Annotated in this window: 15 protein-coding genes and 1 pseudogene; 13 read left to right on the top strand and 3 right to left on the bottom strand. The window is 72.7% G+C overall.

Annotated elements, in window-relative coordinates; translation table 11 throughout:
• Positions 1-164 precede the first annotated feature (164 nt).
• The 13 genes from G448_RS17025 (at position 165) to G448_RS0107245 (ending at position 19,975) form a co-directional block, all read left to right on the top strand.
• Entirely contained in the window at positions 165-2,462 is a 2,298-nt protein-coding gene (locus G448_RS17025) for a YcaO-like family protein (RefSeq protein ID WP_051268721.1), read from the top strand.
• Between the two features lie 112 nt (positions 2,463-2,574).
• Positions 2,575-3,906, top strand: a complete 1,332-nt coding sequence (locus G448_RS0107300) for a YcaO-like family protein (RefSeq protein WP_169720830.1) — start codon at positions 2,575-2,577, stop codon at positions 3,904-3,906.
• Positions 3,907-4,398: 492 nt separating this feature from the next.
• Positions 4,399-5,283, top strand: coding sequence for a dihydropteroate synthase (gene folP / locus G448_RS0107295; RefSeq protein ID WP_026407456.1), 885 nt, complete (start codon positions 4,399-4,401; stop codon positions 5,281-5,283).
• Entirely contained in the window at positions 5,280-7,373 is a 2,094-nt protein-coding gene (gene folK / locus G448_RS0107290) for a 2-amino-4-hydroxy-6-hydroxymethyldihydropteridine diphosphokinase (protein ID WP_026407455.1), read from the top strand. The genes folP and folK overlap by 4 nt, the downstream gene beginning before the upstream one ends.
• The gene (locus G448_RS0107285; RefSeq protein ID WP_026407454.1) at positions 7,373-7,873 is read left to right on the top strand and encodes a DUF3180 family protein; all 501 of its coding nucleotides are present in this window, start codon (positions 7,373-7,375) and stop codon (positions 7,871-7,873) included. Before folK ends, G448_RS0107285 begins: the two co-directional genes overlap by 1 nt.
• 313 nt (positions 7,874-8,186) lie before the next feature.
• Positions 8,187-8,849, top strand: a complete 663-nt coding sequence (locus G448_RS0107280; RefSeq protein ID WP_390882945.1) for a PH domain-containing protein — start codon at positions 8,187-8,189, stop codon at positions 8,847-8,849.
• Positions 8,846-10,633, top strand: a complete 1,788-nt coding sequence (locus G448_RS15585) for a PH domain-containing protein (RefSeq protein WP_051268719.1) — start codon at positions 8,846-8,848, stop codon at positions 10,631-10,633. The genes G448_RS0107280 and G448_RS15585 overlap by 4 nt, the downstream gene beginning before the upstream one ends.
• A 13-nt stretch (positions 10,634-10,646) precedes the next feature.
• Entirely contained in the window at positions 10,647-11,597 is a 951-nt protein-coding gene (locus tag G448_RS0107270; protein WP_026407452.1) for a Rossmann-like and DUF2520 domain-containing protein, read from the top strand.
• A gap of 447 nt (positions 11,598-12,044) precedes the next feature.
• Complete coding sequence (locus tag G448_RS0107265) at positions 12,045-14,552, top strand: HNH endonuclease signature motif containing protein (protein WP_084436464.1); 2,508 nt, start codon at positions 12,045-12,047, stop codon at positions 14,550-14,552.
• A gap of 268 nt (positions 14,553-14,820) precedes the next feature.
• Positions 14,821-15,870 carry a 4-phosphopantoate--beta-alanine ligase gene (locus G448_RS0107260; RefSeq protein ID WP_026407450.1) on the top strand — a complete coding sequence of 350 codons (1,050 nt, stop codon included), beginning with the start codon at positions 14,821-14,823 and terminating at the stop codon, positions 15,868-15,870.
• Between the two features lie 172 nt (positions 15,871-16,042).
• On the top strand, positions 16,043-16,498 hold the full coding sequence (gene panD / locus G448_RS0107255; protein WP_026407449.1) for an aspartate 1-decarboxylase: 456 nt from the start codon (positions 16,043-16,045) through the stop codon (positions 16,496-16,498).
• Positions 16,499-16,671: 173 nt separating this feature from the next.
• Positions 16,672-17,853 (top strand): hypothetical protein, encoded by a 1,182-nt coding sequence (locus G448_RS0107250; protein ID WP_026407448.1) that lies wholly within the window; start codon positions 16,672-16,674, stop codon positions 17,851-17,853.
• Positions 17,854-18,259: 406 nt separating this feature from the next.
• Complete coding sequence (locus G448_RS0107245; protein ID WP_026407447.1) at positions 18,260-19,975, top strand: lysine--tRNA ligase; 1,716 nt, start codon at positions 18,260-18,262, stop codon at positions 19,973-19,975.
• Between the two features lie 210 nt (positions 19,976-20,185).
• On the opposite strand, the gene G448_RS18530 is transcribed toward G448_RS0107245, so the two are convergent.
• The 3 genes and pseudogenes from G448_RS18530 to G448_RS0107235 all read right to left on the bottom strand — a co-directional run bounded on the left by G448_RS18530 (position 20,186) and on the right by G448_RS0107235 (position 23,318).
• On the bottom strand, positions 20,186-20,572 hold the full coding sequence (locus G448_RS18530) for a DivIVA domain-containing protein (RefSeq protein ID WP_342663536.1): 387 nt from the start codon (positions 20,570-20,572) through the stop codon (positions 20,186-20,188).
• An 18-nt stretch (positions 20,573-20,590) separates the two neighbouring features.
• Positions 20,591-20,722 (bottom strand): annotated as a pseudogene (locus tag G448_RS18770) (DivIVA domain-containing protein); the annotation flags it as partial.
• Positions 20,723-21,731: 1,009 nt separating this feature from the next.
• Positions 21,732-23,318: a peptide MFS transporter gene (locus G448_RS0107235; protein WP_026407446.1), complete on the bottom strand. Its 1,587-nt coding sequence runs from the start codon at positions 23,316-23,318 to the stop codon at positions 21,732-21,734.
• Between the last annotated feature and the right edge of the window lie 111 nt (positions 23,319-23,429).

Here is a 23,429-nt window from a genome sequence, read left to right as displayed (position 1 = left end):
GCGCCGCGGAGACGGTGCTGGCGCCCAACTCGAACCACCATGGACACGTCGCGACGTCCTTCAGTTGGACCGGCTGACGCACCGGCGCGGGGAGCCGGCGCCTCCGGCTCCCCGCGCCCCGGGTCCGCCCCCTTTCCCCGCCCGAACCCGTCGAGAAGGACCAGATGAGCCCCACACCCCCGCCCCGCAGCGCGTCCCCTCCGATCCTCGCCTCCGCGCAGGCGTCGACCATCGGCGCGGAGATCCGTCCGCTGGAGCCGGAACGATGCGTCCTCAGCATCGAGGACAGGCACTTCACGATCGACGTTCCCGCGGAGGTCGCCCAGACGCTCCTGCTCCTGTGGCGCTGCGGGAGGGGGGACCTGATCGGTGAGGACCTCGCGCGGGCGGCCGAGCCCCTGCGCAGACTCGTCGTGGATGCCGTCCGCCCCTCCGGGGCGGACGGCGGGACCGGCGAGGCCGCTGAGATCGGCGAGACCGTCGTTGGGGCCGTTGAGCGCACTGAGACCATCGGGCGCCCGGCCCCCTCCCGCCCCGGGCTGCGGGCGGTCATGACCGGGGACCAGGGGATGGTCCGCGCCCTGACCCGGCGTCACCGCCCGGAGGGCTCCGTCCTGGAGCTCCCCTGGGAGGGCGCCAGGGCCGCGGTCAACCGGGCCTTCGAGCTGGGACTGCCCCTCGTCATCGCCCTGCGCGGCGCACGTGAGGACGACCTCATCGACATGGACCGCATCTGCCACGACATGAGGGTCCCCTGGATCCCCGTCGAGCTCGGCCGAGGGCGGCTGTGGGTGGGGCCCCTCGTCACTCCCGGCGTCGGCGCCTCCTACGAGGATGCCGCCGCCCGTCGCCTGGCCGCCGCGCGCGAGCCGCGCGTCCACCGGCTGCTGCGGCGCTTCCCGCCCGGGGGCGACCAGGGGCCCGCGCCGGAGCGCCTGCCGGCACTGCTCGACGCCGGCCTGGACGTGCTCGCGGACGCCTGCGAGAGCCTCGACTCGTCGGCGGGCCCGGAAGCGGCCCACGGTGACGTGCTCCATGAGATCGTCCCGGGCGCCGACGGCGTCGAGCACCTGCGGCATCCGGTGCTGCCCATGCCGGGGCGGCGGACCCGGTACCGGGACCACTCCCGGGAGCACCTGATCGATGAACGGACCGGAATAGTGCTGCGGGTGCGCGAGGTGGACCACCACCCCCGTGCGCCCCGGTCGCTGATGACGCGGCAGGCCGACGTCGCGGACATCCGCGCCGTCACCCCCTGGGCGAACAACATCCTGTGCCAGGGCTCAGCCTTCTCCGACGCCGCCGGCGCGCGCCTGGCGGCCCTGGGGGAGTCGGTCGAGCGCTACTGCGGCAACGTCCTGGACACGCTCCCGGTCACCTGGGGCTCCTACGACGAGCTGCGGCGCCGGGGGCTGCCCGTGCTCGACCCCCGCGAGCTCGTCCTGTACAGCGAGGAGCAGTACGCGGCCCCCGGTTTCCCGTTCGTGCCCCTGAGCCGGGACCTGCGGGTCCACTGGGTCCACGGCCGGTGGATCGCGGACGACTCGCCGGTCCTCGTCCCCGCCTCCCTCGTCTACGTCAACTGGTACTCCGCGGGCCTGGCGGCCGCGCCTCCCACGAACTTCTGCTCCTTCGCGGGGATCGCCGCGGGGCCCGACGAGGCCTTCGCCGTGCGCAGCGCCCTGGAGGAGATCATCGAACGGCACGCCACGATGGTCTGGTGGCTGAACGCTCACCCCCTGCCCGCGGTGACCGGTCTCGGGGGCCCGGTCATCGAGCCGCCGTGCCGTGCGACGTACCTCAACCTCGACAACGAGTTCGGTGTGCCCGTCGCGGCCGCGATCGTGCACGATGATGACGCCCGGCTGGTCAACATCGGGTTCTCCGCCAGGCCCCGCTTCCGCCAGGGAGCGGTCAAGGCGCTGACGGAGGCCTTCACCCTCCAGGAGGGGTCGCGCGATCTGCTGCGCTCCGACGGGCTGCACTGGAAGGTGATGGCGGCCGGAGAGCTCAACGGGCGCGCCTTCAAGCCGTGGCGCCGGGACCGCCGCTACCTCGACGACTTCCGGTCGGACATGCACGACTGCGACGACCTGATGGTGCAGCAGCAGGTCTACCTCGATCCGCGCGCGGGACGGGCGATGAGCTCCCTGCTCGAGCCCTCGACCCACCGGGATCGGGCGACCGTGCCCGACATCGCCGGCGACCCCGCGGACCACTACCGCTGCGCGCTCGAACGCCACGGCATCGGCGCGATCGTCGTCGACATCACCACCCCCGACGTCGCCAGCACCGGCATGCGGGTCGTGCGCGTCATCGCCCCCGGCACCGTCGGCAACGCCCCGGCCGCCTTCCCCTACCTCGGGCGGCGTCGCGTCCAGGATCTGGCCGTCGAGCTCGGGTGGCGGGAGCGCGCTTTGGACGAGGACCGGCTCAACTACTTCCCGCTGCCCCATGCCTGAGGGCGCCGGCGGCCGTCCCGCGCCCCCGGCGGCCGGACCGGGGCGCCTCTCAGCCGTCAGGCTCCGCCACGATGCCCCCTTCCCGCCCGACTTCCGTCACTACCAGTTGAGCATGCCGCCGGCGCCGGGGGTCGATGAACGAGCCGTCGCCGTCACCATCGCGGATGAGGGGGATGCGGACGATATCGCGCTCCTGCGCGCCACGGCGGCGCGCCACTGGTGGTCGGCCGATCACGGGCGGCTGCCCGTGCGGATCGCCTCGCCGCGGGAGCTGATCGACGGCGGCGAGCAGATCCTCGAGGTCCCGTCCCTGGGCCTGCTCGACCCCTCCCTGCTCGAGGAGCCCGGATGCCCGATCGAACGTGTGGATCCGACCAGGCCCCATGCCTGGGTGCCCGCCCGCCGCCTGGGGGACCGGCCGGCGGACGGCTGGGTCCCCTACTCCCTCGCCTTCGCGCGCCCCCACGACACCCGCCCCGACGAGCCCCGCACCCACCCGCCCCTGCTCGCGGGACTGGGAGCGGGGGCGTCCCGTCGTCGGGCACGCAGCGCCGCCTGGGCGTCCCTGTGCGCCGAGGACGCGCTGTGGACCTGGTGGTCCGATCCGAGCGCCCCGCCTCCCGCGCCTCTGGACTCCGCCGGGGCCCAGCAGGACGCGCGGGCCTGGGGCGCCGACGGGCTATCGGTGGGGCTCGGGATCCTTCCGGGAGGGCTCGCCTCCCGGGTGTGCCTGGCCGTCATCGACGACGGCGGGATCACGGCCCTGGGCGCGGCCTCGGGGATCGATCGCGGGGGACGACGACAGGCGTGCGCCAGGGCGCTGTGGCAGCTGGTCGTCGCCAGGGCGCTCGATGATCCGGACGACCCCCTGCACCGCACGGCCGGCCACGTCCTGGGCGTCCTCAGCCCGCACCGGGAGGACCGCCGCTACCTCGACGCCTTCGGTCCGCTGCATCGGCGCCTCCTCGATCCCCTGTGCCACGTCCAGCTCCTCCTGGACCCCCGGATGAGAGCGGAGATCCGCCGTCGGACCGGGACCGTCGCGGCGGGGCCGGTGGCCGGTGCGGGTCGGGCCACCGGGCGGCCGGTGCGGACAGCGCGGATAACGCGGCCGGTGCCACCGGCGCGGCCGGCACGAATGGCGCGGCCGGCACGAATGGCGCGGCCGGCACGAATGGCGCAGCCGGTGCCACCGGCGCGGCCGGCGGGGTGCTTCCCACGAGGATGCGCATGGGAGGTTCTTCTCTCGGAGGGGTCCGCGCCGCAGGGGGATGTCTGCGTCCGCCTGCTCGTTCCCGGTGCCTCCACGCTGCCGCTGGGCGCCTTCCCGCCCGACCCCGAGGTGGCGCGGTCCGCTCGTCGGCGCCTCGGCCGGCGGACCGACGGGGAGGGGCGGGCGGGCGTTCCGCCGCGGACGAGCCTCTGGCCGTACCCCGGGTGGTGAGCACGGGCGCCGCCGATCATCGCCGTCGCCGCACCGAACCGGTCCTCCGGCCGGTCTTCCGGCTCCGCTCCGCTCTGCGCCCCGCTTTCCCGTCGCATTGCGGTGCCACTCATCCGCACCATCCACTCCAGCACGCCTGCGCCCCGCTTTCCCGTCGCATTGCGGTTCCCCCTCAGCCTCGGCTCGACCGCACCCGGCCTCCGGAACACGTTCTCACTCATCGTGAACATCCCCGACCGCCGACGGCCTGCGCGTCGTCGACGCCCTCGGGACGAGGGCTCACGGGACGGAACCGATCTCGAGCCGGAACTGAACCGATCTCGACGCGGAATACGACCGATCTCGGCGAAGGGACGGGTCGGGGAGGCGAAGGAGCGGGAACGCGGGGAGACTCCCGTGGAGCGCCCCGGTCGGCTGCGGGCGGACTCGCCGTCCGACCGCCTGCGCCTCGCCGCTCCCGAAGAAATTCGCGTGCACCGTTACCCTGGGAGGGTGACTGATGTCCTGCACCCCGCACCGGTGCCTCTGCCGTCCCCTCTCGCGGAGGCCTCGGCGGCCGGTCGGACCCTGGTGATGGGCATCATCAACGTTACTCCGGACTCATTCTCCGACGGCGGCCGTTGGGAGACCGCGGACCTCGCCGTCGCCCACGGCCGTCAGCTTCTCGCCCAGGGCGCCGACATCGTCGACGTCGGCGGCGAGTCCACCCGTCCTGGCGCCGTTCGCGTCACCCCCGAGGTCGAGCAGGCGCGCGTCATCCCCGTTGTGCGCGCGCTCGCGGACGATGGCGCGGCCGTCTCCGTCGACACCATTCACGCCGCCACCGCCGAGGCGGCCGTCGAGGCCGGTGCCGTCGTCGTCAACGACGTCTCCGGGGGCCTGGCCGACGCCGATATGCACCAGGTGATCGCCAAGACCGGTGCCGTCTACGTCTGCCAGCACTGGCGCGGCGACCCCGAGACCATGGATCGCCTGACCGACTACAGCGCCCACGGCGACGTCGTGTCCGGGGTCGAGACCGAGTTGCGCGAGCGCCTGAACGAGCTCGACGCCGCCGGGGTCGATCGTCGTCAGGTGGTCGTTGATCCCGGCCTCGGCTTCGCCAAGACCCATCAGCAGTCGTGGCAGCTCCTGGCCGCCACCGAGCGTCTGCGCCGGGAGCTGGGCCTGCCCGTCCTCATCGGCTCCTCGCGCAAGCGCTTCCTGTCCCTGAGCCTGCCCGAGTCCGCGGCGGCCGACCCGATCGCCCGAGACGCCGCCACCGCCGCCACCACGGCCCTCGTCGCCCTCGCCGGTGCCTGGGCAGTGCGAGTCCATGAGGTCCCGGCCAACCGGGACGCCGTCCGAACCGCCTCCCTCTGGAAGGAACACCGATGACCACCACCACGCCCGATCAGATCCGGCTGTCGGGCCTGTCCGCCCGCGGGTACCACGGCGTCCTCCCCTTCGAACGCACCGAGGGCCAGCTCTTCACCGCCGATGTCACCCTCGACCTGGGCGAGCGCGGCACCGCGGTCGCCTCCGTCACCGACGCGGTCAAGGACGCCGTCGACTACTCCGAGGTCGCCCGGGCGGTCGTCGCCGTCATCGAGGGGGAGCCGGTGAGTCTCATCGAGACCCTCGCCGCCCGTGTCGGCGAGGCCGTGCTGGCCTTCCCGCGCGTGACCGCCGTCGAGGTCACCATCCACAAGCCGCAGGCGCCCCTGGACGTCGCCTTCGAGGACGTCTCGGTGACGATCCATCGCACCGGCGGCGAGGGCGGTCATCCACTCTCCGGTCATGCGTCGGACCAGGCCGTCGTCCCCGACTCGGCGTCCGGCCAGTGGCCGGCCCAGGCCCCCGGGACCGCCGGCGGCCCTGTCGGGAGCCCGGCCGCCGCGGCGGGCGTCGGGGGGATGGCCTCCGCGGCCGGCGACGGGCAGGACGCCGATGAGAGCCGGGCGCCCGAGGGCGCCCCGGGCCTCGGGGGCGCCGAGCCGTGGTCGGGCTCGCCGGCGGACGGCGCCGGTGGCCCGGCGGAGGCGAACGTGCCGTGGGGGAGCGAGCCCGCGGTTGACGCCGTCGCCTCCGATGAGATGGCTCAGCCGTGGCAGGGCGCATCGCTGGACGGCGGCGCCGGCGATCCCGGGACGGGCGTCGGGGTGTCCGGTGAGTTGGCTCAGCCGTGGCAGGGCGCGTCGCTGGACGGCGGCGCCGGCGATCCCGGGACGGGCGTCGGGCTGCCCGGCGAGTCGGCTCAGCCGTGGCAGGGCGCGTCGTTGGACGGCGGCGCCGGCGATCCCGGGGCGGGCGTCGGGCTGCCCGGCGAGTCGGCTCAGCCGTGGCAGGGCGCGCCCGCTGGAGATGCCGGGGACGCGGCCGCGCCCGCTCCCGCGGCCCCCGTGCCGGCACCGGTCGATGTCCTGGGGCGACGTCCGGACCATCCGGTCGAGGTGGTTCTCGCGCTGGGCGGGAACGTCGGCGGGGTGGTTCCCGCTCTGCGCGCCGCGGTCCGCACCCTGCGGGAGATCGACGGCATCGAGGTCGCCAACGTCGCGCCGTTGGCCCGAACGGCCGCCATCGTCGAGCCCGGCGGCCCGGAGCAGCCCGACTACCTCAACACCGTCGTGCTGGCGACGACGACGCTCGCGCCTCGCGAGGTCCTCTCCGTCTGCCAGGGCCTGGAGGCCGACGCCGGACGCGTGCGCACCGAGCCCCGGGGGCCGCGCACACTGGATGTGGACATCATCACCTACGAGGGAGTCACCTCCGACGACGCCGAGCTGGTCCTGCCGCACCCGCGCGCCGCCCAGCGCGCCTTCGTCCTGGTGCCCTGGGCGCAGGCCGATCCCTTCGCCGAGATCGGCAACCAGTACGTCGCCTCTCTCGCCGAGAACGCTCCCGATCGCGACGGCGTGCGCTGGCTGGCTCTCGACTGGCTGGACTCCGACCACCTCCCTGCGCTGCCGACCGGCCAGTACGTGGCGCCCCCCGAGGTCGGGGACGACCAGTTCGGGGCGATGATGGGCGGATCCGAGCCCGGAGGACTCGGCGAGGAGAGCTCGGGCGCTCCGGTGGGCGGCGGCTCGAGCGCAGAGGCCGCCGGGCCGGTCGAGGGCCTCCGCCCGGACGGCCCGGCCATGGATGCGGCGCCCGGCCAGGCCGGCGGCCCGGTGGCGAATGCGGCGCCCGGCCAGGCCGGCGGCCCGATTGCGGACGCGGGGCCCGTTCAGGCCGGCGGCTCGGTGATGGATGACGGGGCCGCCGGGGGCGATATGGCCAGTGCGCCCGGTCGGGCGCAGGGCGACGCCGGTCGTGCTCCCGGAACGGGCGCGATGCCCGGTGAGCAGCAGATTCCGCAGGACCCGGCGCACCCGCCGATGCCCCGGACGGGATCCGCGTCTCAGGCCGGCGGGTCGCAGGACGAGGCCTGGGCCTCCCCTCTGGACTGGGGCGACGTCATCGGTAGGAACGGACAGGGTCTCTGATGTTCCGCACGCGCTGGGCCACGGTCCTCGCGTGCCTCATCGCACCCGCGGTCGTCACCTGGGTCGTCTCCGATCTCTCACTGCGGCATTGCGGGTGGGTGCCGTCGTTGACGCCCTGGGGAGCCGTCGTCGCGCTGGTGATCGCCGTGGTCGTGCTCGTCGCCGGGCTCGCCGTGCGGCGCCTGCGCGCCCACGAGTCCACGTGGATGACGCCGACCGGCGCGGCCACGACCGCCGTCGCCGCCCAGGCCTCGGCGATCGTCGGTGCTCTTATCGGAGGGGTCTACGCCGGTGAGCTCGCCACGGCCCTCCTCACCCCGCCCTCGCCGGCCATGAGCTCGCTGGCGTGGTCCGCGGGGGCCTGCCTGGTGTCATGCCTCCTGTGGTGCGGCGTCGGCGTGCTCGTGGAGCACTGGTGCGCCATCGACGCCGATGACGACGACGATCACGGCGGGCACGGCTCGGAGTCATCGCTGCCCGATGGCAGCGCTCCCGCCTGAGGGGAGGCCTCATCCTGAGCTTTTGGCAGCGGTGCCGGCGATCGCAGTAGCGCTCCCGCCTGAGGGGAGGCCTCCGCCCCCGGGGCTCATCGCCCTACCGCAGACCGTGGTGTCCGCAGGGCTCCCGCCTGAGGGGCGTTCTCGTCAACGTGGCGGCGGGATCCCCCGCTGGTCGAGGACCGTCGCAGATGGTGGGCGCGCGACCCGTCCTCGTGAGATCGTGTTGCCGGCACCCGTCACGGCGCTTCGCTCCGTCCCGGCCGCGGGCGCCGTCCGCAACCAGTTCACGGTACAACCCGGTCGAGGAGCATCGATGAGCACTGTCAATGAACCCGCCGCCACGCCCTCCACGGGCCGCGGCCCGGCGCCCGGCGCCCCCGCGGGCGGGGCGGGACGGGCAGGAGATCCCGCGGGCTGGACGGGAGGCCCGGCGGGCGGCCTCTTCGGCTCTGCGGGCGGCTCCTTCAAACCGATGGGCGGTCCCTTCGGCTCGGTGGGCGATCCCTTCAGCCCGGCCGGTGTTGTCTTCCGCCCCGTCTCGGCCAGGCTCATCACCGTCCGTCTCGTGGGCGCTCTGGTCGGAGTCGGAGCACCTGCCGCGGTCCTCGCGGTTGGCGCGATCATGTGGAGCCCATGGATATGGACCGGCGTCATGGTGATGGCGGTCCTCGCGGCATGGGTCGCCTGGTTCGTCCCGCGCCAGGTGCGCGCCATGGGCTACGCCCTGACCGACGACCACCTTCTGTGGCGCAAGGGCATCATGTTCCGCCGCATCTGCGTGGTCCCGTACGGGCGGATGCAGTACGTCGACACCTCTCAGGGGCCGCTCGCCGCCTGGCTGGGGATCGCCGAGGTCCGGCTCCACACGGCTGCGGCGGCCACGGACGCCACCATCAACGGGCTGCCGGTCGAGGAGGCCGAGCACCTGCGCCGCCTCCTCGCCGATCGCGGCGAGCAGAGAATGGCCGGGCTATGAGCGCGGGCGCCGGACGCCGCATCGCCGTGCCGGATGGCATCGACTGGCGGCGCATGCATCCCGTCTCACCGCTCCTGGAGGGATGGAAGATCGTCACTGCCTTCATCGCGATCATCGCCGTCCGCAATGTCGATAACCTGGCCGACGCCTACCGGTACGCCACCGCCCACGGCTTCGATCTCGCCCACGGCGTCGTGCGCTGGGCCCTGCTGGGGGGTTTGGCCGTGATCGTCGTCGTGGTCTCCTTCCTCTTCCTGCAATGGTGGGCCAAGACCTACGCCGTGGATCGCGATGGCGTGTATCTGCGCAGCGGCATCGTCATCAGGCAGCTGCGGGTCGCCCGACTGCCGCGCATCCAGGCCGTCGACGTCGTCCATCCCCTGCTGGGGAGGATCTTCGGCCTGGGCATGCTGACGGTGGAGGTCGCGGGCGGGTCGGACTCGCGCGTCGTCATCGGATATCTGAGCACCGCCCGACTCGAGGCGCTGCGCGACCTCATCCTCGATCTGGCAGCCGGCGACGCCGAGGACCCCGCCCGGACGGCCGATAGCAGTGCACGGGCCGTCTCAACCGCTGCGCCCGGCTCGGCTGGCTCGTCCGGCTCGTCCGGCCCGGCTGGTCCGGCCGCGCTCGGCGCACCCAACCCCACTGACCCGGCCGCGTCCGGCTCGGCTGGTCCGGCCGCGCCCGGCCCCCCGAGCGAGGTCGGCCGTGTCAGCGGGTCCGCTCCTCTCGGGTTCGAGGGCGCTGTCGACGCGGCGCCACTGCGCTCCGCCGGCAAACGCGAGGAGCATCCGCTGTACATCGTCGGTCCCGGAATTCTCATCGGTTCGATCCTCCGGTCGGCCATGACCCTATGGGCCGCCGTCCTGGTCATCGTCGTCGTCATCGGAGTAGTCATGGCCGTGATCGGCGACGATGGCGCGGGCCTCGGCGTTCTGCTGCCGGGTATCGCGGGTCCCATCGCGATCGTCGGGGCCGTGTGGAACCGATTCAACCGCGGCTGGGGGTTCCAGGCCGCCGCGACACCGGCGGGTATCCGCATGCGATTCGGGTTCACCTCCGAGATCTCATCGACTCTTCCACCGGGGCGGGTCCATGCGGTGAGCATCGAGCAGGGACTCCTGTGGCGCCGCGAGGACTGGTGGCGGGTGAGGGTCGGTGTCGCCGGACGGGAGGGGAGTCGTTCGTCCGACTCCTCGTCGTCCCGGACGTCCGAGGAGCGCACTGGCGATGTGCTGCTGCCCGTGGGGAGGCGGGACACGGCCCTGCGCGCCCTGTGGCTGGTGGTTCCCGACCTGGGGGTCCCCGATCCCGGTGGTTTCCTCGCCGCGGCCCTGTCCGGGGCGGACGACGACGGCGCAGGACGGCGGGAGGCGCCGGCGGGCTCGCCGTCGCGGGGATTCATTCGCATCTCGCCGCGAGGCAGGATCTTCTCTCCGCTGGCCTGGCGGCGCGAGGCGATCGCCCTGACCGACACGTGCGTCGTCCTGCGCTTCGGACGCTGGACGCGACGCGTGAGTGTGGTGCCCTACGAGCGCATCCAATCGACGCGGGTGCTCCAGGGGCCGTTCGCCCGGAGCCGGGGGCTGGCCACGATCCATCTGGACATGGTGGGTCGCGCGGTGGGCACGAGCCTGAGCAATCTCGATATCGCCGATGCGGCCGCCATCCAGCGAGTCGTCTCCGAGAGGGCCCCGCGCCGTCGTCGTGCTGAGAGGCTCGACCGCTGGCTCGCCCGGGCCGCGGATGACGGCTCTGCTGCTCCGACCGGGACGGCGTGAGACGATCGGCGGCATGTCCGAGATCCCCTCGACCCCCTCCGCCGGCTCGCGTCCCGGCCGCCTCGGTGTCGGCATCATCTCCGCCGGACGCGTGGGTGCGGTGCTGGGCAGCGCTCTGCGGGCCGTCGATCACCGCATCATCGGCGTGCACGCGGTCTCCGAGGCCAGTCGTGAGCGCGCCGAGCTTCTTCTGCCGGGCGTTCCGGTGCTCCGGATCGATGAGATCGTCGAGCGCGCCGAGCTCGTGCTGCTCGCCGTTCCGGACGACGCCCTCGCCCCGCTCGTCCGCGGCCTGGCCGACCTGGATCGGTGGCAGCCCGGTCAGCTGGTCGTCCACACCTCGGGGCGCTACGGCATCGGGATCCTCGATCCCGCTCGACGGCTCGGCGCCATCCCGCTCGCCCTCCACCCGGCCATGACTTTCGGCGGTTTCTCCACCGATGTCGCCCGGCTGACCGGCTGCCCCATGGCCGTCACCGCCCCCGACGCCGTTCTGCCCATCGCCCAGGCCCTGGCCGTCGAACTCGGCGGCGAGCCCTTCGTCCTGCCCGAGGCCTCTCGCCCCGCCTACCACGCGGCGCTGGCCCACGGGGCCAACCACCTGGTCACGCTCGTCGGGCAGGCGGTGCGCATCCTGGCGGCCGCCGGCGTCGACGACGGCGCCGCCACCCTCGGCCCGCTGCTCACCGCCGCGCTGGATCGAGCCCTGACCGAGGGCGCCGATTCCGCGTTGAGCGGCCCGGTATCGCGCGGCGACGCCGGCACCGTCCGCTCCCACGTCGAGGCGCTGGGAGCCCTGCTCGATGACGAGGGCCGCCCGCTCGACGACGTCGTGGACGCCTACCGGGCACTCGCACGAGCCACGACGCGGCGAGCCGAGGACGCTGGGCGGATCACCGGGCGCCAGGCCGAGGAAGTGCGCGGGGCGCTCGCCTCGGACGGCGACGCGGACGACGCGGGGTGATCCGGGCCGTTCCGGGCGGGTCGTGCGGTGCCCGGGTTCCGGGTGCGGTGAAGGACGGCGATCCTCAATGACAGTGTTGACGTCATGGTCACCGCTGAGTCCCGGGCGTGGGGAAGGACACAAGGTTCTGGCCTTCATCGTCGTTCCCGCACCGCTGAGTCCCGGGCGTGAGGAAGGACGGCGACAGCGACCGGCTGGCCGCCTGCCGGCGCTCGTCCGGGCCGATGGCGTAGTGCCGGGGTCTGCCCGTCGGCGGTGCCCCGGGCGCCGGGCCTGCTGACGCTTGCCCTGTGCCTGCTGGTCCCCGCCCGCCGGCGGTGCCCCGGGCGCCGGGCCTGCTGACGCTTGCCCTGTGGCTGCTGGTCCCCGCCCGCCGGCGGTGCCCCGGGCGCCGGGCATTGTTAAGGGCTGCGGTTTCGTGTCGTACCCAGGAGATACTGTGTACATATGTTCGATGAGCGGAGCGCTGCCGGGGAGCCTGCCGGATCGACCGCGGGCGCGGCCGCGGCTACCTCCGATCGGGTTGAGAGCGTCCTGATGCGTTTCGCGGGGATGGTGCCGGGCGCCGGGTTGGCCGACGTGATCGAGCGGTTGGTGTCGCCTCTGCTCGTCCGGGCCCCCGGTGCGGACGACGCGTCCAGGGCCCCCGGCCCCGGACTGTTCGACGGTGTGGTGGAACCGAGTGAGCGGATGCTGACCGAGGCCGCGGGGGCGCTGATGATCGATGGCGAGCGGGGCGTCGGAGCACTGGTGGAGCTGGGCGCGGATGGCCTGAGCGAGCTGATGGCGGCCTGCGGGCGTCTGGCCGGATGGGCGCAATGGGCGCAGGCTGTGGCGGCCGCGTGTCTGGCCCTCTGCCCGGAGATGCGCGGCCTCCCCTCCCCGCCCCCGCGGTGGGAGCGGGACGAGGATCGCGAGGAGGACGGCGAGCAGGATCGGGCCGAGCAGGGCGGGGCCGTTCGAGAGGCGGCGTCGCCCGGTGACATGATGGCGGGGCGCTGGAACGCCACTGGCGAGGTCGCATGCCGTCTGGGTGTCTCGCGCACGCGAGCCTCGCAACTGGTGGACCGCGGCCTCGGGCTGCTCGATGGGCGGCTGGCGCCGATCGAGGGCCTGCACCGGGTGGGTCTGCTGGACGAGTCCAAGACGACTCTGCTGGTGCGACGGCTCGAGGGCGAGCCCGCCCGCGTGGCGGAGGCGGTGCAGGCCAGAGTGCTGGGCAGGGCCGCGCACCGCACGCGCGCCCAGCTGGGCCGGGACGTGGACCGGGCGCTCACCTCGCTGGACCCCGAGGGAGTGAGTCGACGAACTCGGCGCAACACCGCGCAACGTCATGTGTCCCGGCCGCGCCAGGCGGGCACGGGAGTGTGCGAGATGCGCATGCTCATGCCCCGCTCCGACGCCTTCCTGGTGGATGCGACCCTGGACGCCATCGCCGCCTCGGCGCGAGCCGTGGGCGACCAGCGCTCCCTGGGGCAGCTGCGAGCCGACGCCTTGGTCGCCATGAGCCTGCATACCCTGAGGAGCAGCCGATACCGTGCGACGACTCCGCGGACCGCTGGGACGAGTGGGGGTGGGGGCGAGCCCGCTGCCGTGCGCCCGATCGGGCCGGCGGACGCCGCGGAAGCGGTCCCGACGGCCCCGCCCGACCCTCGTGGTTCGGCGGGTCCGGTCGGTGCTGCGGGCCTGGTCGGTGCTGCGGGCTCGGTCGGCGCAGGGGCGGGATCGGAGGCCTCGGCGGATGCCGCGGACGCGGCTGCTCCGGCGGAGCCGGTGCGTCCGATGGACGATGGACCGATCGCGGCGAGTCCGATGCCCGATGGGGTCCCTCTTGAAGGGTTGCTGACCGCGCTCAGCGATCTGGTCGACCGGACGGGTCCATGGTGGATGCCGTCGGGCGCCGATCCGGTGCCGCTGCCCCCGGGGCTGAAGGTCAACGTGGATGTCATCGTCCCCCTGGACCACCTCACCGACGTCCTCGAACCTCGATCGTCCAGAGGCGGTCCGCCCCGCACCACCGGAATCTCCGACGCCGGTCCTCCCGGCAACGGAGCGCTCGACGCACGACCCGGTATCGCCGATCCGGTCGGCGTCGCTGCTGGACCTCCCGGAGCCGCGTCGTCCGACGCCGATCGTCCTGGAGGAGGTCCATCCGTTCACGGCGCGCCCGATGCGAATCTCATATCCGGCGTGGACCTTCTGCCCGGCCGGGCCGAGGTCCCGGGGGCGAGCATGGGCACGGCCGGCAGGAGCGCGCCCGTGCCGGCCGCTGTGGCTCGGGCGCTGGCGGCGGGCGGGACCTGGCGGCGCCTGGTCACCGACCCGCTCTCGGGCGCCGTGGTGGATGCGGGTCGTTCCCGCTACCGGCCGCCCGCGGCCATGGCCGATCTCGTCCGCGTTCGCGACAGCACATGCACTCACCCCGGGTGCGATGCACCCGCACGCGCATGCGATCTGGACCACATTGTGCCCTGGGTCAGTGGCGGCACCACGTCGTTGGACAATCTGACCTGTCTGTGCCGGGCTCACCACCGTCTCAAGCACACCCCCGGCTGGTCCCTGACTCGCGCCCGTGACGGCGCCCTGGTGTGGCGCACTCCCACCGGCGCCCGGTATCGCCGCGCATCGGACGGGAGCATCACCATGCTGCCCCGCCGCACTGGACCGCGTCAGGAGGCCCGCCCGGCGGCCCGCGTGCCCGACGTCCTCGCCCGGGCCGTCACTCCCGCCGTCCTGAATCGCCTTCGCAAGGGGCTCGCCGACGCCGCCCTGAGCCGCATGGCGACCTCTGGCATTCACGACGACTCCGGGCGCAGTCCTGACCGCGCTCCCGTCGTCGCCACCCGTGGTCCCCTCCCCGGTCATAATCCCGGTGACTTCGAATCCGCCCCCTACCCGCAGCCCCTCCACGCACTCGGCCTGGCCCCGCTGCTCGATGCCATCCCTCCCTTCTGACGACGGCCGGGACCAGCCGGTCGGGTCGGGCTCCGGTTCCCAAGTCGGTCCCCGGTCTTGCGGGCGGGGCGGACGGGTGGCTCTCCTGCTGCGTCCGTCAGGTGGGCGCAGTCCCGGTCTCGCGGGCGGAGTGGACGGACCTGCGGCTCTGCGCGCCGCATTCCCGCGACCCTGCGCGCCGCAGGTTCCGCGCGCTTCCGTCTCCGCGCGCCCCGGCGCCCAGCGGCGGTCGTCCACCCCCGTGTCGTCGGTCGTCTAGCGTGGGATCATGACTCGTCCCGCTTCCCCCGCTCCAGCCGCGCCCGGTCCTCGCTCTGGTCGGGTGACCCTGGTCCGCAGCCGCGACGACCTCGCCGCCGCCCTCGCCGTTGACGATCGCACGGGCGCTCCCCGCGCCGTCGCAATGACGATGGGGGCTCTCCACCAGGGCCACTTCGACCTCGTGACCGAGGCCGCTCGCCTGGTCGGACCGGGGGGCACCGTCGTCGTCACCATCTTCGTCAACCCTCTCCAGTTCGCCGCCGGGGAGGACCTGGAGGCCTATCCGCGCACCCTGGAGGCCGATGTCGAGGGCCTGGTCTCCATCCTGCGCGCTCCCGATGGCGAGGACGCACTCATCGTCGGACGGCTCATCGTCTTCGCGCCCACGCCCGAGGTCATGTATCCCGACGGCGACCCGGCCGTGCGGGTCGATCCCGGCCCGATCGCCACCGTCCTGGAGGGGGCCACCAGACCCACCCATTTCGCCGGCGTGCTGCAGGTGGTGCTGACTCTCATGCATCTCACCCGCCCGCGGTGGGCGCTGTTCGGTCGCAAGGACGCCCAGCAACTGGCGATCGTGCGCGCCATGGTCCGCGACCTCGCTGTGCCGGTCGAGATCGTACCGGTCGAGATCCGCCGCGAGGCCGACGGCCTGGCCATGAGCTCGCGCAACGCCTACCTGACCGCGCAGGAGCGCGAGCAAGCCTTGGCCTTGTGCCATGCCCTCGACGCGGGGCGGGAGGCGGCGCGGGCCGGGGCGAGCGCCGCCGGGGTGAGGACCGCGGCGCTCCGGGTGCTGACGCGCGCGCCGGGTGTCGAGGTGGACTACGTGGCCGTGGTCGCCCCGGACAGTTTCGTCGACATGACAGGCGCTGGTCCCGGCCTGCCGTGCGCAGGGGTCGGCGCGGGTGCCGGTCTGCCCGCGTCCCGCGGGCCCGTCGGGGCGGAGCGGACGGATCGGCCCGCGGAGCCGGCCCTGCTGGCGCTGGCCGCGAAGGTGGGCACGACCAGGCTCATCGACAACGCCCTCATCACCTGCGGCGGTCCGGTGGCTTGACGGCCCGGGCTGCTCCCGGCAGTCCTGCAGCGACCCTGGTGGTCGGCGGCCCGGCGAGCGACCCACGACGGTGTCCGGCAACCCTCGACGATCCCCGATCCGGCCTGTCGAGTCGGTCACCATCGAGGCCCGCGCTTTGGTATGACGCATCGTCCCACCTACCCTTGCCGCGATGACTTCACGCCTGCGGACGATGATGACGTCCAAGATCCATCGCGCCACGGTGACTCAGTCCGACCTCGACTACGTCGGGTCCATCACCGTGGATGCGGACCTCCTTGATGCCGCTGATCTTCTCCCGGGAGAGCGCGTCGACATCTGCGATTGCACCAACGGCAACCGGCTGTCCACCTACGTCATCCCCGGCGAGCGCGGAACAGGGCAGGTCTGCGTGAATGGTGCCGCCGCGCACCTTGTGAGCCCCGGTGACCTCGTTATCCTCATCGCCTACTCCCAGTTGGACGAGAGCAGGGCTCGCACCTACCTGCCGCACGTCGTCTTCGTCGATGGGAGCAATCGCATCGTGGAGCGGAGCCGCGAGCCCGGACAGGTTCCCGCCGACTCCGACGCCGCTCGCCTTCAGGGGCTGGCATCCTCCGGCACCGCCTTCGCCGCGGCCCGGGGCTGAACCCGCCTCCTCCACCCAGATGGAGACGTGGCGGCTCGCCCCGCTCGCGGCCGAGCGGCGTTCCGGTCCCGCGTCCCGGCCTCGTCCGCGGCCGAGCGGTGCCCCGGTCCCGTCCCGGTCCCGCTCGCGGCCGCGCCGTTGCGGGCACGCCCGCCCCCGATAGGGTGGAGAGCATGCAGAGCCAGGAATCCCCCGAACTCTACGAACTCTACACGCGTCGTGAACTGACGCTGCGCGATGCGCGCGAGGCGGCCCCCGACCTCGCCGTCGAGGGGAACGACGGCGACGGGACGAGCATCCGTCTCCGCGACGGTGCGCGCACGGTCCTGGAACTGGACGAGGGCTCCCTCGACGTATCCCTCGATTTCGTCGACTTCGTCAAGGATGTGTCGGGGCACGACGAGCTCCCCTTCTGCTACCACCTCCGATGGCCGGGCGGCCTGCGCTCCGCCCCCGCCGGGGACCGCGGCCTCACGATCGCCGAGACCCTGGCGCATCGGTGCGAGGGCATTATCGCCTCCTTCTTCGAGCGCGTGGTCTGGCCGGTGGGCGACCGGCCGCTCCCCGAGTTCGACCCCGATCTCTATGACATTCCGGAGGAGACCTTCCCGGTGGTCCACCTGCGGTGGTTCGTGCGCGAGTCGGTGCGCCCCGACCCGGTCGCCGCCTGGATGCGGGCCGTTGAACGAGTCGCGCCGGAATGGCTGCCCACCGAGTACACCGGTCGGGCGCGGATGCTGGCGCTGTCCGACGCGACGATCGGGGCGGCCGATGACAGGAGGCGCGTCGATGACCACGGGGTGTATCTGACCGGTCCCGAGCCGATCGGCACCGTGGCGCTACTCCCATGCGCGCCGGAGGAACCGCACGGCATGTACCGAGTGGCATGCGCGGCCGAGCTCGACGCACTCGACGAGACCTCGCTCGACCGGCTTCACGAGGTGTTCGTCGCGGTCGCCGACGAGCTGGGGGCCGAACTGGCGCTGGCCGAGGTCCTGGAGAAGTGGGACCGTTCGTACGACGGGAGCACCATGCCCGGACCGCGCGCGCAGAACCCGCAGGGGCTCGGCGTGGGCGACGCGCTTCTCGCGGGTCTGCCGATGCGACCGGTGCCGTGGTGCTATCTCGGTCCCGCCTACGAACGGCTGCTCGCCGACTTCCTGGCCGACGCCCCGGCGACGTGGGGGCGCCGGCGCACGGCGCGCGGTCTGGACGTGCGCCTCAGCAGGAGTCCGGTCGGCGAGGAGGATCTTCCGTCGGACTGGTTCCCCGCTGAGTTCTGCCTGTCGTTGCAACCGCGGTGGTTCCACAACAGCGTCCTGCACGGCGCCGCCACCGCACCGGACTGGACCTGACCGCCCGACCCGGTGCCGGGGGCAGGGCCGAGCCGGGGCATGATGCGTGGTCGATGTCTCGCGCCCGAGCGGCGAGACGGAGATCATCCACAAGACTGAGGTGCGAGGCCCGCGATGCCTGATGCCCGGACTCCGACAGCGCCGCCGGCCCGGTCGGGACGTGCGAGGCCCGCGATGCCTCGTGCCCGGGCGGGGCGGCTCGACCCTACTGCGAGCCGCTCAGGCTGGAGTACTGCTCCTCGTGCCCGGGCCGCGGGGCGACTCGGGCGGACGGGGTCGCCGGCGTCAGGCTCGGCGCCTGGTGCCCGGGCCGCGGGGCGCTCGCGGTCGGTGACCCGGGATTCCGCCGAGCCGAACCTCGTGCCCGGGCCGCGGGGCGACTCTCCCGACCGCTAGACTCGCGCGCGTGACTGATGCGACCGAGCAGAACACCCTTCCCGAATCCGACGGCGCCCAGGCCCCCACCGCGACTCCCGAGCGGGTCGATGAGTCCGGACGATCCGAGCAGTCGGGACGGGGCAAGCAGGATCCGGGCCCCGGCGAGCAGTTCGAGGTTCGTGCCGGCAAGCGCGAGCGCCTCCGCGGCGAGGGCTGGGACCCCTACCCGGTCCGACTCCCCATCACCACCACGATCGCCGCGGTCCGCGAGCGCTACGGGCATCTTCAGGCCGGCGAGGAGACCCAGGACGTCGTGGGCCTGGCGGGACGCGTCGTCTTCCTGCGCAATACCGGCAGGCTCTGCTTCGTCACCCTCGCCGACGGCGCCGGCACCACGCTCCAGGCCATGCTGTCGGCCAAGGCCCTGCCCGCAGAGGGCCACACCTGTCTGGCCGCCTTCAAGTCCGACGTGGACCTGGGCGACCATCTCTTCGTCCACGGCCGGGTCATCTCCTCGCGTCGCGGCGAGCTGTCCGTCATGGCCGAGCCGGTGCTGCACGAGGGCGCCGACGGCGCCGGGCCGGGCGGGGCGGCCGGGCTGGGGGACGACGACGTCGCCGTCCCCGCGTGGCGCATCGCCTCCAAGGCCCTGCGCCCGCTGCCCAAGGTCTGGACCAACCAGGAGGGCGAGGAGGTCAGCCTGAGCGAGGACAACCGGGCGCGTCGCCGCGAGCTCGACCTGCTCATCCGCCCCGCCGCGCGCGACATGGTGCGCACCCGCGCCGCCGTCGTGCGCTCCCTGCGCGAGAACTTCCACCGCCGCGACTACCTCGAGCTGGAGACCCCCATGCTCCAGGTCGTTCACGGCGGCGCCGCCGCGAGGCCGTTCATCACCCACATGAACGCCTTCGACATGGATCTCTACCTGCGCATCGCCACGGAGATCTACCTCAAGCGCGCCGTGGTCGGCGGCGTCGACCGCGTCTTCGAGATCAACCGCAACTTCCGCAACGAGGGCGCCGACTCCTCCCACTCGCCGGAGTTCACGGCCCTGGAGGCCTATGAAGCCTACTCCGACTACGACGGCATGGCGGACCTGACCCGCGACCTCGTCCAGCAGGCGGCGCGCGACGCCTTCGACCTGCCCGAGGGCGGCGAGGTCGTCACGCTGGCCGACGGCACCGAGTACGACCTGTCGGGCCAGTGGGACACGATCGACCTCTACACCTCCGTCTCCGAGGCCCTCGGCGAGGAGGTCACCGTCGAGACCCCGCGCGAGCAGCTCGTCGCCCACGCCGAGAGGATCGACCTGGAGGTCGACGACTACGCCGTGGCCGGCAAGATCGTCGAGGACATCTTCGAGGAGCTCGTCGGCAACAAGCTGTGGGCGCCCACCTTCGTCTACGACTTCCCCGAGGACACCTCGCCGCTGACCCGCTACCACCGCAGCAAGCCGGGCCTGACCGAGAAGTGGGACCTGTACGTGCGCGGTTTCGAGACCGCCACCGCCTACTCCGAGCTGGCGGACCCCGTGGTCCAGCGCGAGCGCTTCGAGGCCCAGGCGCTCGCGGCCGCCAAGGGCGACCCCGAGGCCATGGTCCTGGATGAGGACTTCCTGGTGGCCATGGAGCAGGGCTTCCCGCCGTCGGGCGGCATGGGCATGGGCATCGACCGTCTCCTCATGGTGCTCACCGGCCAGGGGATTCGCGAGACCATCACCTTCCCCCTGGTCCGGCGCGTCTGAGGGCGGGTCCCGTCTTCCGGGGCCGTGGGGGACGCGTACGGAGCATGTCGTGCTCGCTTCCGGGGCAGGGGGGGGGACGCGTGCAGTTCCGGTTCGCGCCCCCCACGGGCTTCGACGGCGGGACCCGTCGTGACCGGGCCCTCGTCGCCCGGCTCGCTCCTCCGCCGCGGGGTGCGACTCGCCGACGGCGATCGTCCCGGCGCAGTCGCGTCAGCGGGGACTGCGGGACTCGTAGGCCTTCAGCACTTCCGCGATCTCGTCCAGGAACTCGTCGACCTCGTCCTGCTCGTAGCCCTCCTGGCGGAACTTGGCGGGGTTGAACTTTTTGTTCAGCAGGTCGGAGGACGTCTGCACCCCGTGGGGCGGCGGGCCGCCGGCCGCTGCGCTCGCCTCCCAGGCGCGAAGAGCTGCGACGGCCTCCTGCACGCAGGCGTGGATCTCCTCCAGGTTGTAGGCCTCCTTCCACGTCGCCCGCTTCAGGGTCTTGCGCGAGGCCTGATCCGCTGTCATCCCCGTCGCGATCGTCCTGGCCGCCCAGGGCTGGTCGGGCGGACCTCCGTTGAGGCCGCCGTCGGGCGCCCCGACGGGGCCGACGATGCCGTAGCCGCCGGCGCCGGAACGGGCCTCATACGCCCGCAGCGTGTTCATGACGTGGTCCAGGAACTCGTCGACCTCGTCCTGCTCGTAGCCCTCGCGGAGCTTGGTGGCCTGGAACTTCTTGTTGCGCACGTCGGAGGACGTCTGCACCCCGTGGGGCGGCGGGCCGCCGATCGCCGCGCTCGCTTCCCACGCGCGCAGGGTCGCGACGAGCTCATCCAGGTATTCGTCGATCTCGTCCTGCTCGTAGCCCTCGCGGAACTTGGTGGCCTGGAACTTCATATCCTGAACCCAGTCCGCGGTCGCCATCCTCATGGTCTGCCCGGCCTCGACGGTCTGGCCGGAGGGACCCTCGCCGTCGGGATCCCCGACGATGCCGTAGCCGCCGGGTCCTACGGCGCCGTAGCCGCGGGCGCGGGTCTCGTGGTCCTGCAGTGTCCTGACGGCCTCATCCATAAACAGGTCGATCGCGCCCTGCTCGTAGCCCTCGCGAAGGCTGGTGGCGCTGAACCGCTTGCTCGACACGTCGTCGGACGTCAAGATCCTGTAGGGCGGGCCGGAGACGGGGCCGGTCTCCCACGCGCGCAGGGCCGCGGCGATGCCCTCGATGAAGACGTCGACCTCCTCCAGGTCGTAGCCCGCCTTGAATCTGGTCGTCACGAAGGCGGCGTGCGAGGCCTGGTCGGCTGTCAGCGTCATAACGGGCTCCTTGATTCGTGCAGGGGTGGCGGGCGGAGGGTGCGCAGGGGCGAGTGAGGTCGTCGTGAACGGCGACGTCGCGCCCTGTCGACTTGCCGGCGGTTCTGGCTCACGCCGGCGGTTCCACCATACGGCGGGCAGGTCTCGTTCGTGCCCCTCTCGTCGCCTCCGTTGCGGGGAGGGCTGCCCATGGAGAACTGCCCGCGCGGGGTTTGCGGGGCCTCCCCATCACCGAGCCGGATCCGGTGCGCCTGGAGAACCGCCCGCGCGGGGCTGCGGGGAGAGGAGGGGCTTGTCCTGCTCGTCCTGCCGCTCGCCTCGGGATGCCGTCCGCCGGTGATGCGCGTGGCCCCGGGTGGGGAGGGGCCTGTTCCGCTACTCGTTCTGGGGTGCTGCCCGCCGGTGGTCTGGGATGCCGTCCGCCGGTGGCGCGTGTGGCCCCGGGGAGAGGTCTGTTCTGCTACTCGTTCTGGGATGCCGCGTCGACGTCGGCCATCTGACGCTGCGTCCAGGGGGCGACCACGAACAGGACGACGGCCGCCGCGACCGTCACCACCCCCAGGCCGTAGTAGTAGGTCGAGTTGGCGATGCCCTCCGTCTTCGAGATGACGAAACCGGCGAGCCCCTGCCCGGTGGCGGTTGTCAGCAGCCACAGGCTCATCGCCTGGGAGGCGAAGCTCTTGGGCGCCAGGGCCGACGTCGTGGACAGGCCCACCGGGGAGAGGAACAGCTCGCCGACCGTCTGGATGATGAACACCACGGCCAGGAACCACCCTGGAGCCAGGCTGTCGCCGCCGGTCCAGATCTGGAACCCGTAGCCGAGGAGGAAGGCGGATGCGCCGGTGATGAGCACCGAGATCGCGAACTTCATGATGGTGGAGGGGAACCGGCCCGCGCGCCGAGTGAAGAACCATCCGACCAGCGGAGCCAGGATGACGATCGTGGCCGGGTTGATCGTCTGGTAGGCCTCCGGGCTGATGATCCAGCCCAGCAGCGGGATGCGGCCGTCGGTGTTGTCCTTGGCGAAGGTCGCCATCTTGCCCGCCGCCTGCTCGGAGATCATGAAGAACAGCACCGCTCCGATCCACAGGGGGATGTAGGCGCGCAGGTGCGTGCGCTCGCGGTGGGTGACCTTCGGCGAGCGGAACATCAGGACGAAGTAGCCCACGGCTGCTCCGGTCGGAATGATGAGCATCGTGGTGGAGATGGCGTCGAGCGGGCTGCCGGTCGTGCCGGTCAGAACCGCTACGAGTGCGGCCGTGCCCGCCAGGGTCGCCACTGATACGAGGAGGATCCGCCGACGCTCCTCGGGGCGGATGGGGTTGGGAACGGTGAAGGCGAAGGCCGAGAGCTTGTGCCGGCCGTAGATGAAGGCGACGAGTGCGAGCGCCATGCCGACGGCGGCCGAGAAGAAGCCGGCGTGGTACCCGTAGTGCTCCCGCAGCCAGCCGGTGACCAGGGGGGAGGCGAAGGAGCCGACGTTGACCGACATGTAGAACAACTGGAAGCCGGCATCGCGGCGCGGGTCGTCGTCATCGTACAGGCCGCCGACGATCGTCGAGAGATTCGGCTTGATGAAGCCGGTGCCGACGGCGACCAGGACGATGCCCAGCCAGGAGGAGGCCTCCACGGGGATCGACAGGCAGATGTGCCCCGCCATGATGACGAGCCCCCCGTAGAGGGTCGACAGCCAGGGGCCGATGATGCGGTCGGCGAAGATTCCGCCGGGTATCGCCAGCAGGTACACGGCCGCGCTGTAGGAGGCCAGAATGACCTGACCGCTGTTATCGCTGAGGCCCAGGCCGCCGTTGGCCGCGGTGTCGGTGATGAAGTACAGCAGGATGGCGCGCATGCCGTAGTAGGAGAAGCGCTCCCACATCTCGACGTTGAGCATCCAGGGCAGGCCCCTGGGGTGGCCGAACAGCCCGCGATCCTCCCGGGACGGCGTGGAGCGCAGTGTGGACGGCCTCCAGCGGCTGGCGGACATGCGTTCAGCGCTGGCGTCGTCCTCGACCGCAGTCGGGGAGATGGCCGGGGAGGGTGACATGAGAATTGTTCCTTCCTGCGGGCGGATGCTGTGCCGAGTCGGACCACGACCGTTCTGAGACCGTCTGATGCCTGATCCGGGTGACAGGTGCCCGTGCAGCCTACAGTGTTG

The organism is Actinomyces gerencseriae DSM 6844 (assembly GCF_000429265.1).
GTDB lineage: Bacteria > Actinomycetota > Actinomycetes > Actinomycetales > Actinomycetaceae > Actinomyces > Actinomyces gerencseriae.
The sequence above is the reverse complement of the archived record's forward strand: the minus strand, read 5'-3'. Positions and strand labels throughout refer to the sequence as shown.

Excerpts from the sequence above, each read along its gene's own strand:
- G448_RS0107270 (WP_026407452.1), top strand. The coding sequence starts at position 10,647 with ATGTCCGAGATCCCCTCGACCCCCTCCGCCGGCTCGCGTCCCGGCCGC.
- G448_RS0107300 (WP_169720830.1), top strand. The coding sequence starts at position 2,575 with ATGCCGCCGGCGCCGGGGGTCGATGAACGAGCCGTCGCCGTCACCATC.
- G448_RS0107235 (WP_026407446.1), bottom strand. The coding sequence starts at position 23,318 with ATGTCACCCTCCCCGGCCATCTCCCCGACTGCGGTCGAGGACGACGCC.
- G448_RS0107280 (WP_390882945.1), top strand. The coding sequence starts at position 8,187 with ATGAGCACTGTCAATGAACCCGCCGCCACGCCCTCCACGGGCCGCGGC.
- G448_RS0107260 (WP_026407450.1), top strand. The coding sequence starts at position 14,821 with ATGACTCGTCCCGCTTCCCCCGCTCCAGCCGCGCCCGGTCCTCGCTCT.
- folK (WP_026407455.1), top strand. The coding sequence starts at position 5,280 with ATGACCACCACCACGCCCGATCAGATCCGGCTGTCGGGCCTGTCCGCC.
- G448_RS15585 (WP_051268719.1), top strand. The coding sequence starts at position 8,846 with ATGAGCGCGGGCGCCGGACGCCGCATCGCCGTGCCGGATGGCATCGAC.
- G448_RS0107250 (WP_026407448.1), top strand. The coding sequence starts at position 16,672 with ATGCAGAGCCAGGAATCCCCCGAACTCTACGAACTCTACACGCGTCGT.
- G448_RS17025 (WP_051268721.1), top strand. The coding sequence starts at position 165 with ATGAGCCCCACACCCCCGCCCCGCAGCGCGTCCCCTCCGATCCTCGCC.
- G448_RS0107265 (WP_084436464.1), top strand. The coding sequence starts at position 12,045 with ATGTTCGATGAGCGGAGCGCTGCCGGGGAGCCTGCCGGATCGACCGCG.
- panD (WP_026407449.1), top strand. The coding sequence starts at position 16,043 with ATGACTTCACGCCTGCGGACGATGATGACGTCCAAGATCCATCGCGCC.
- G448_RS0107285 (WP_026407454.1), top strand. The coding sequence starts at position 7,373 with ATGTTCCGCACGCGCTGGGCCACGGTCCTCGCGTGCCTCATCGCACCC.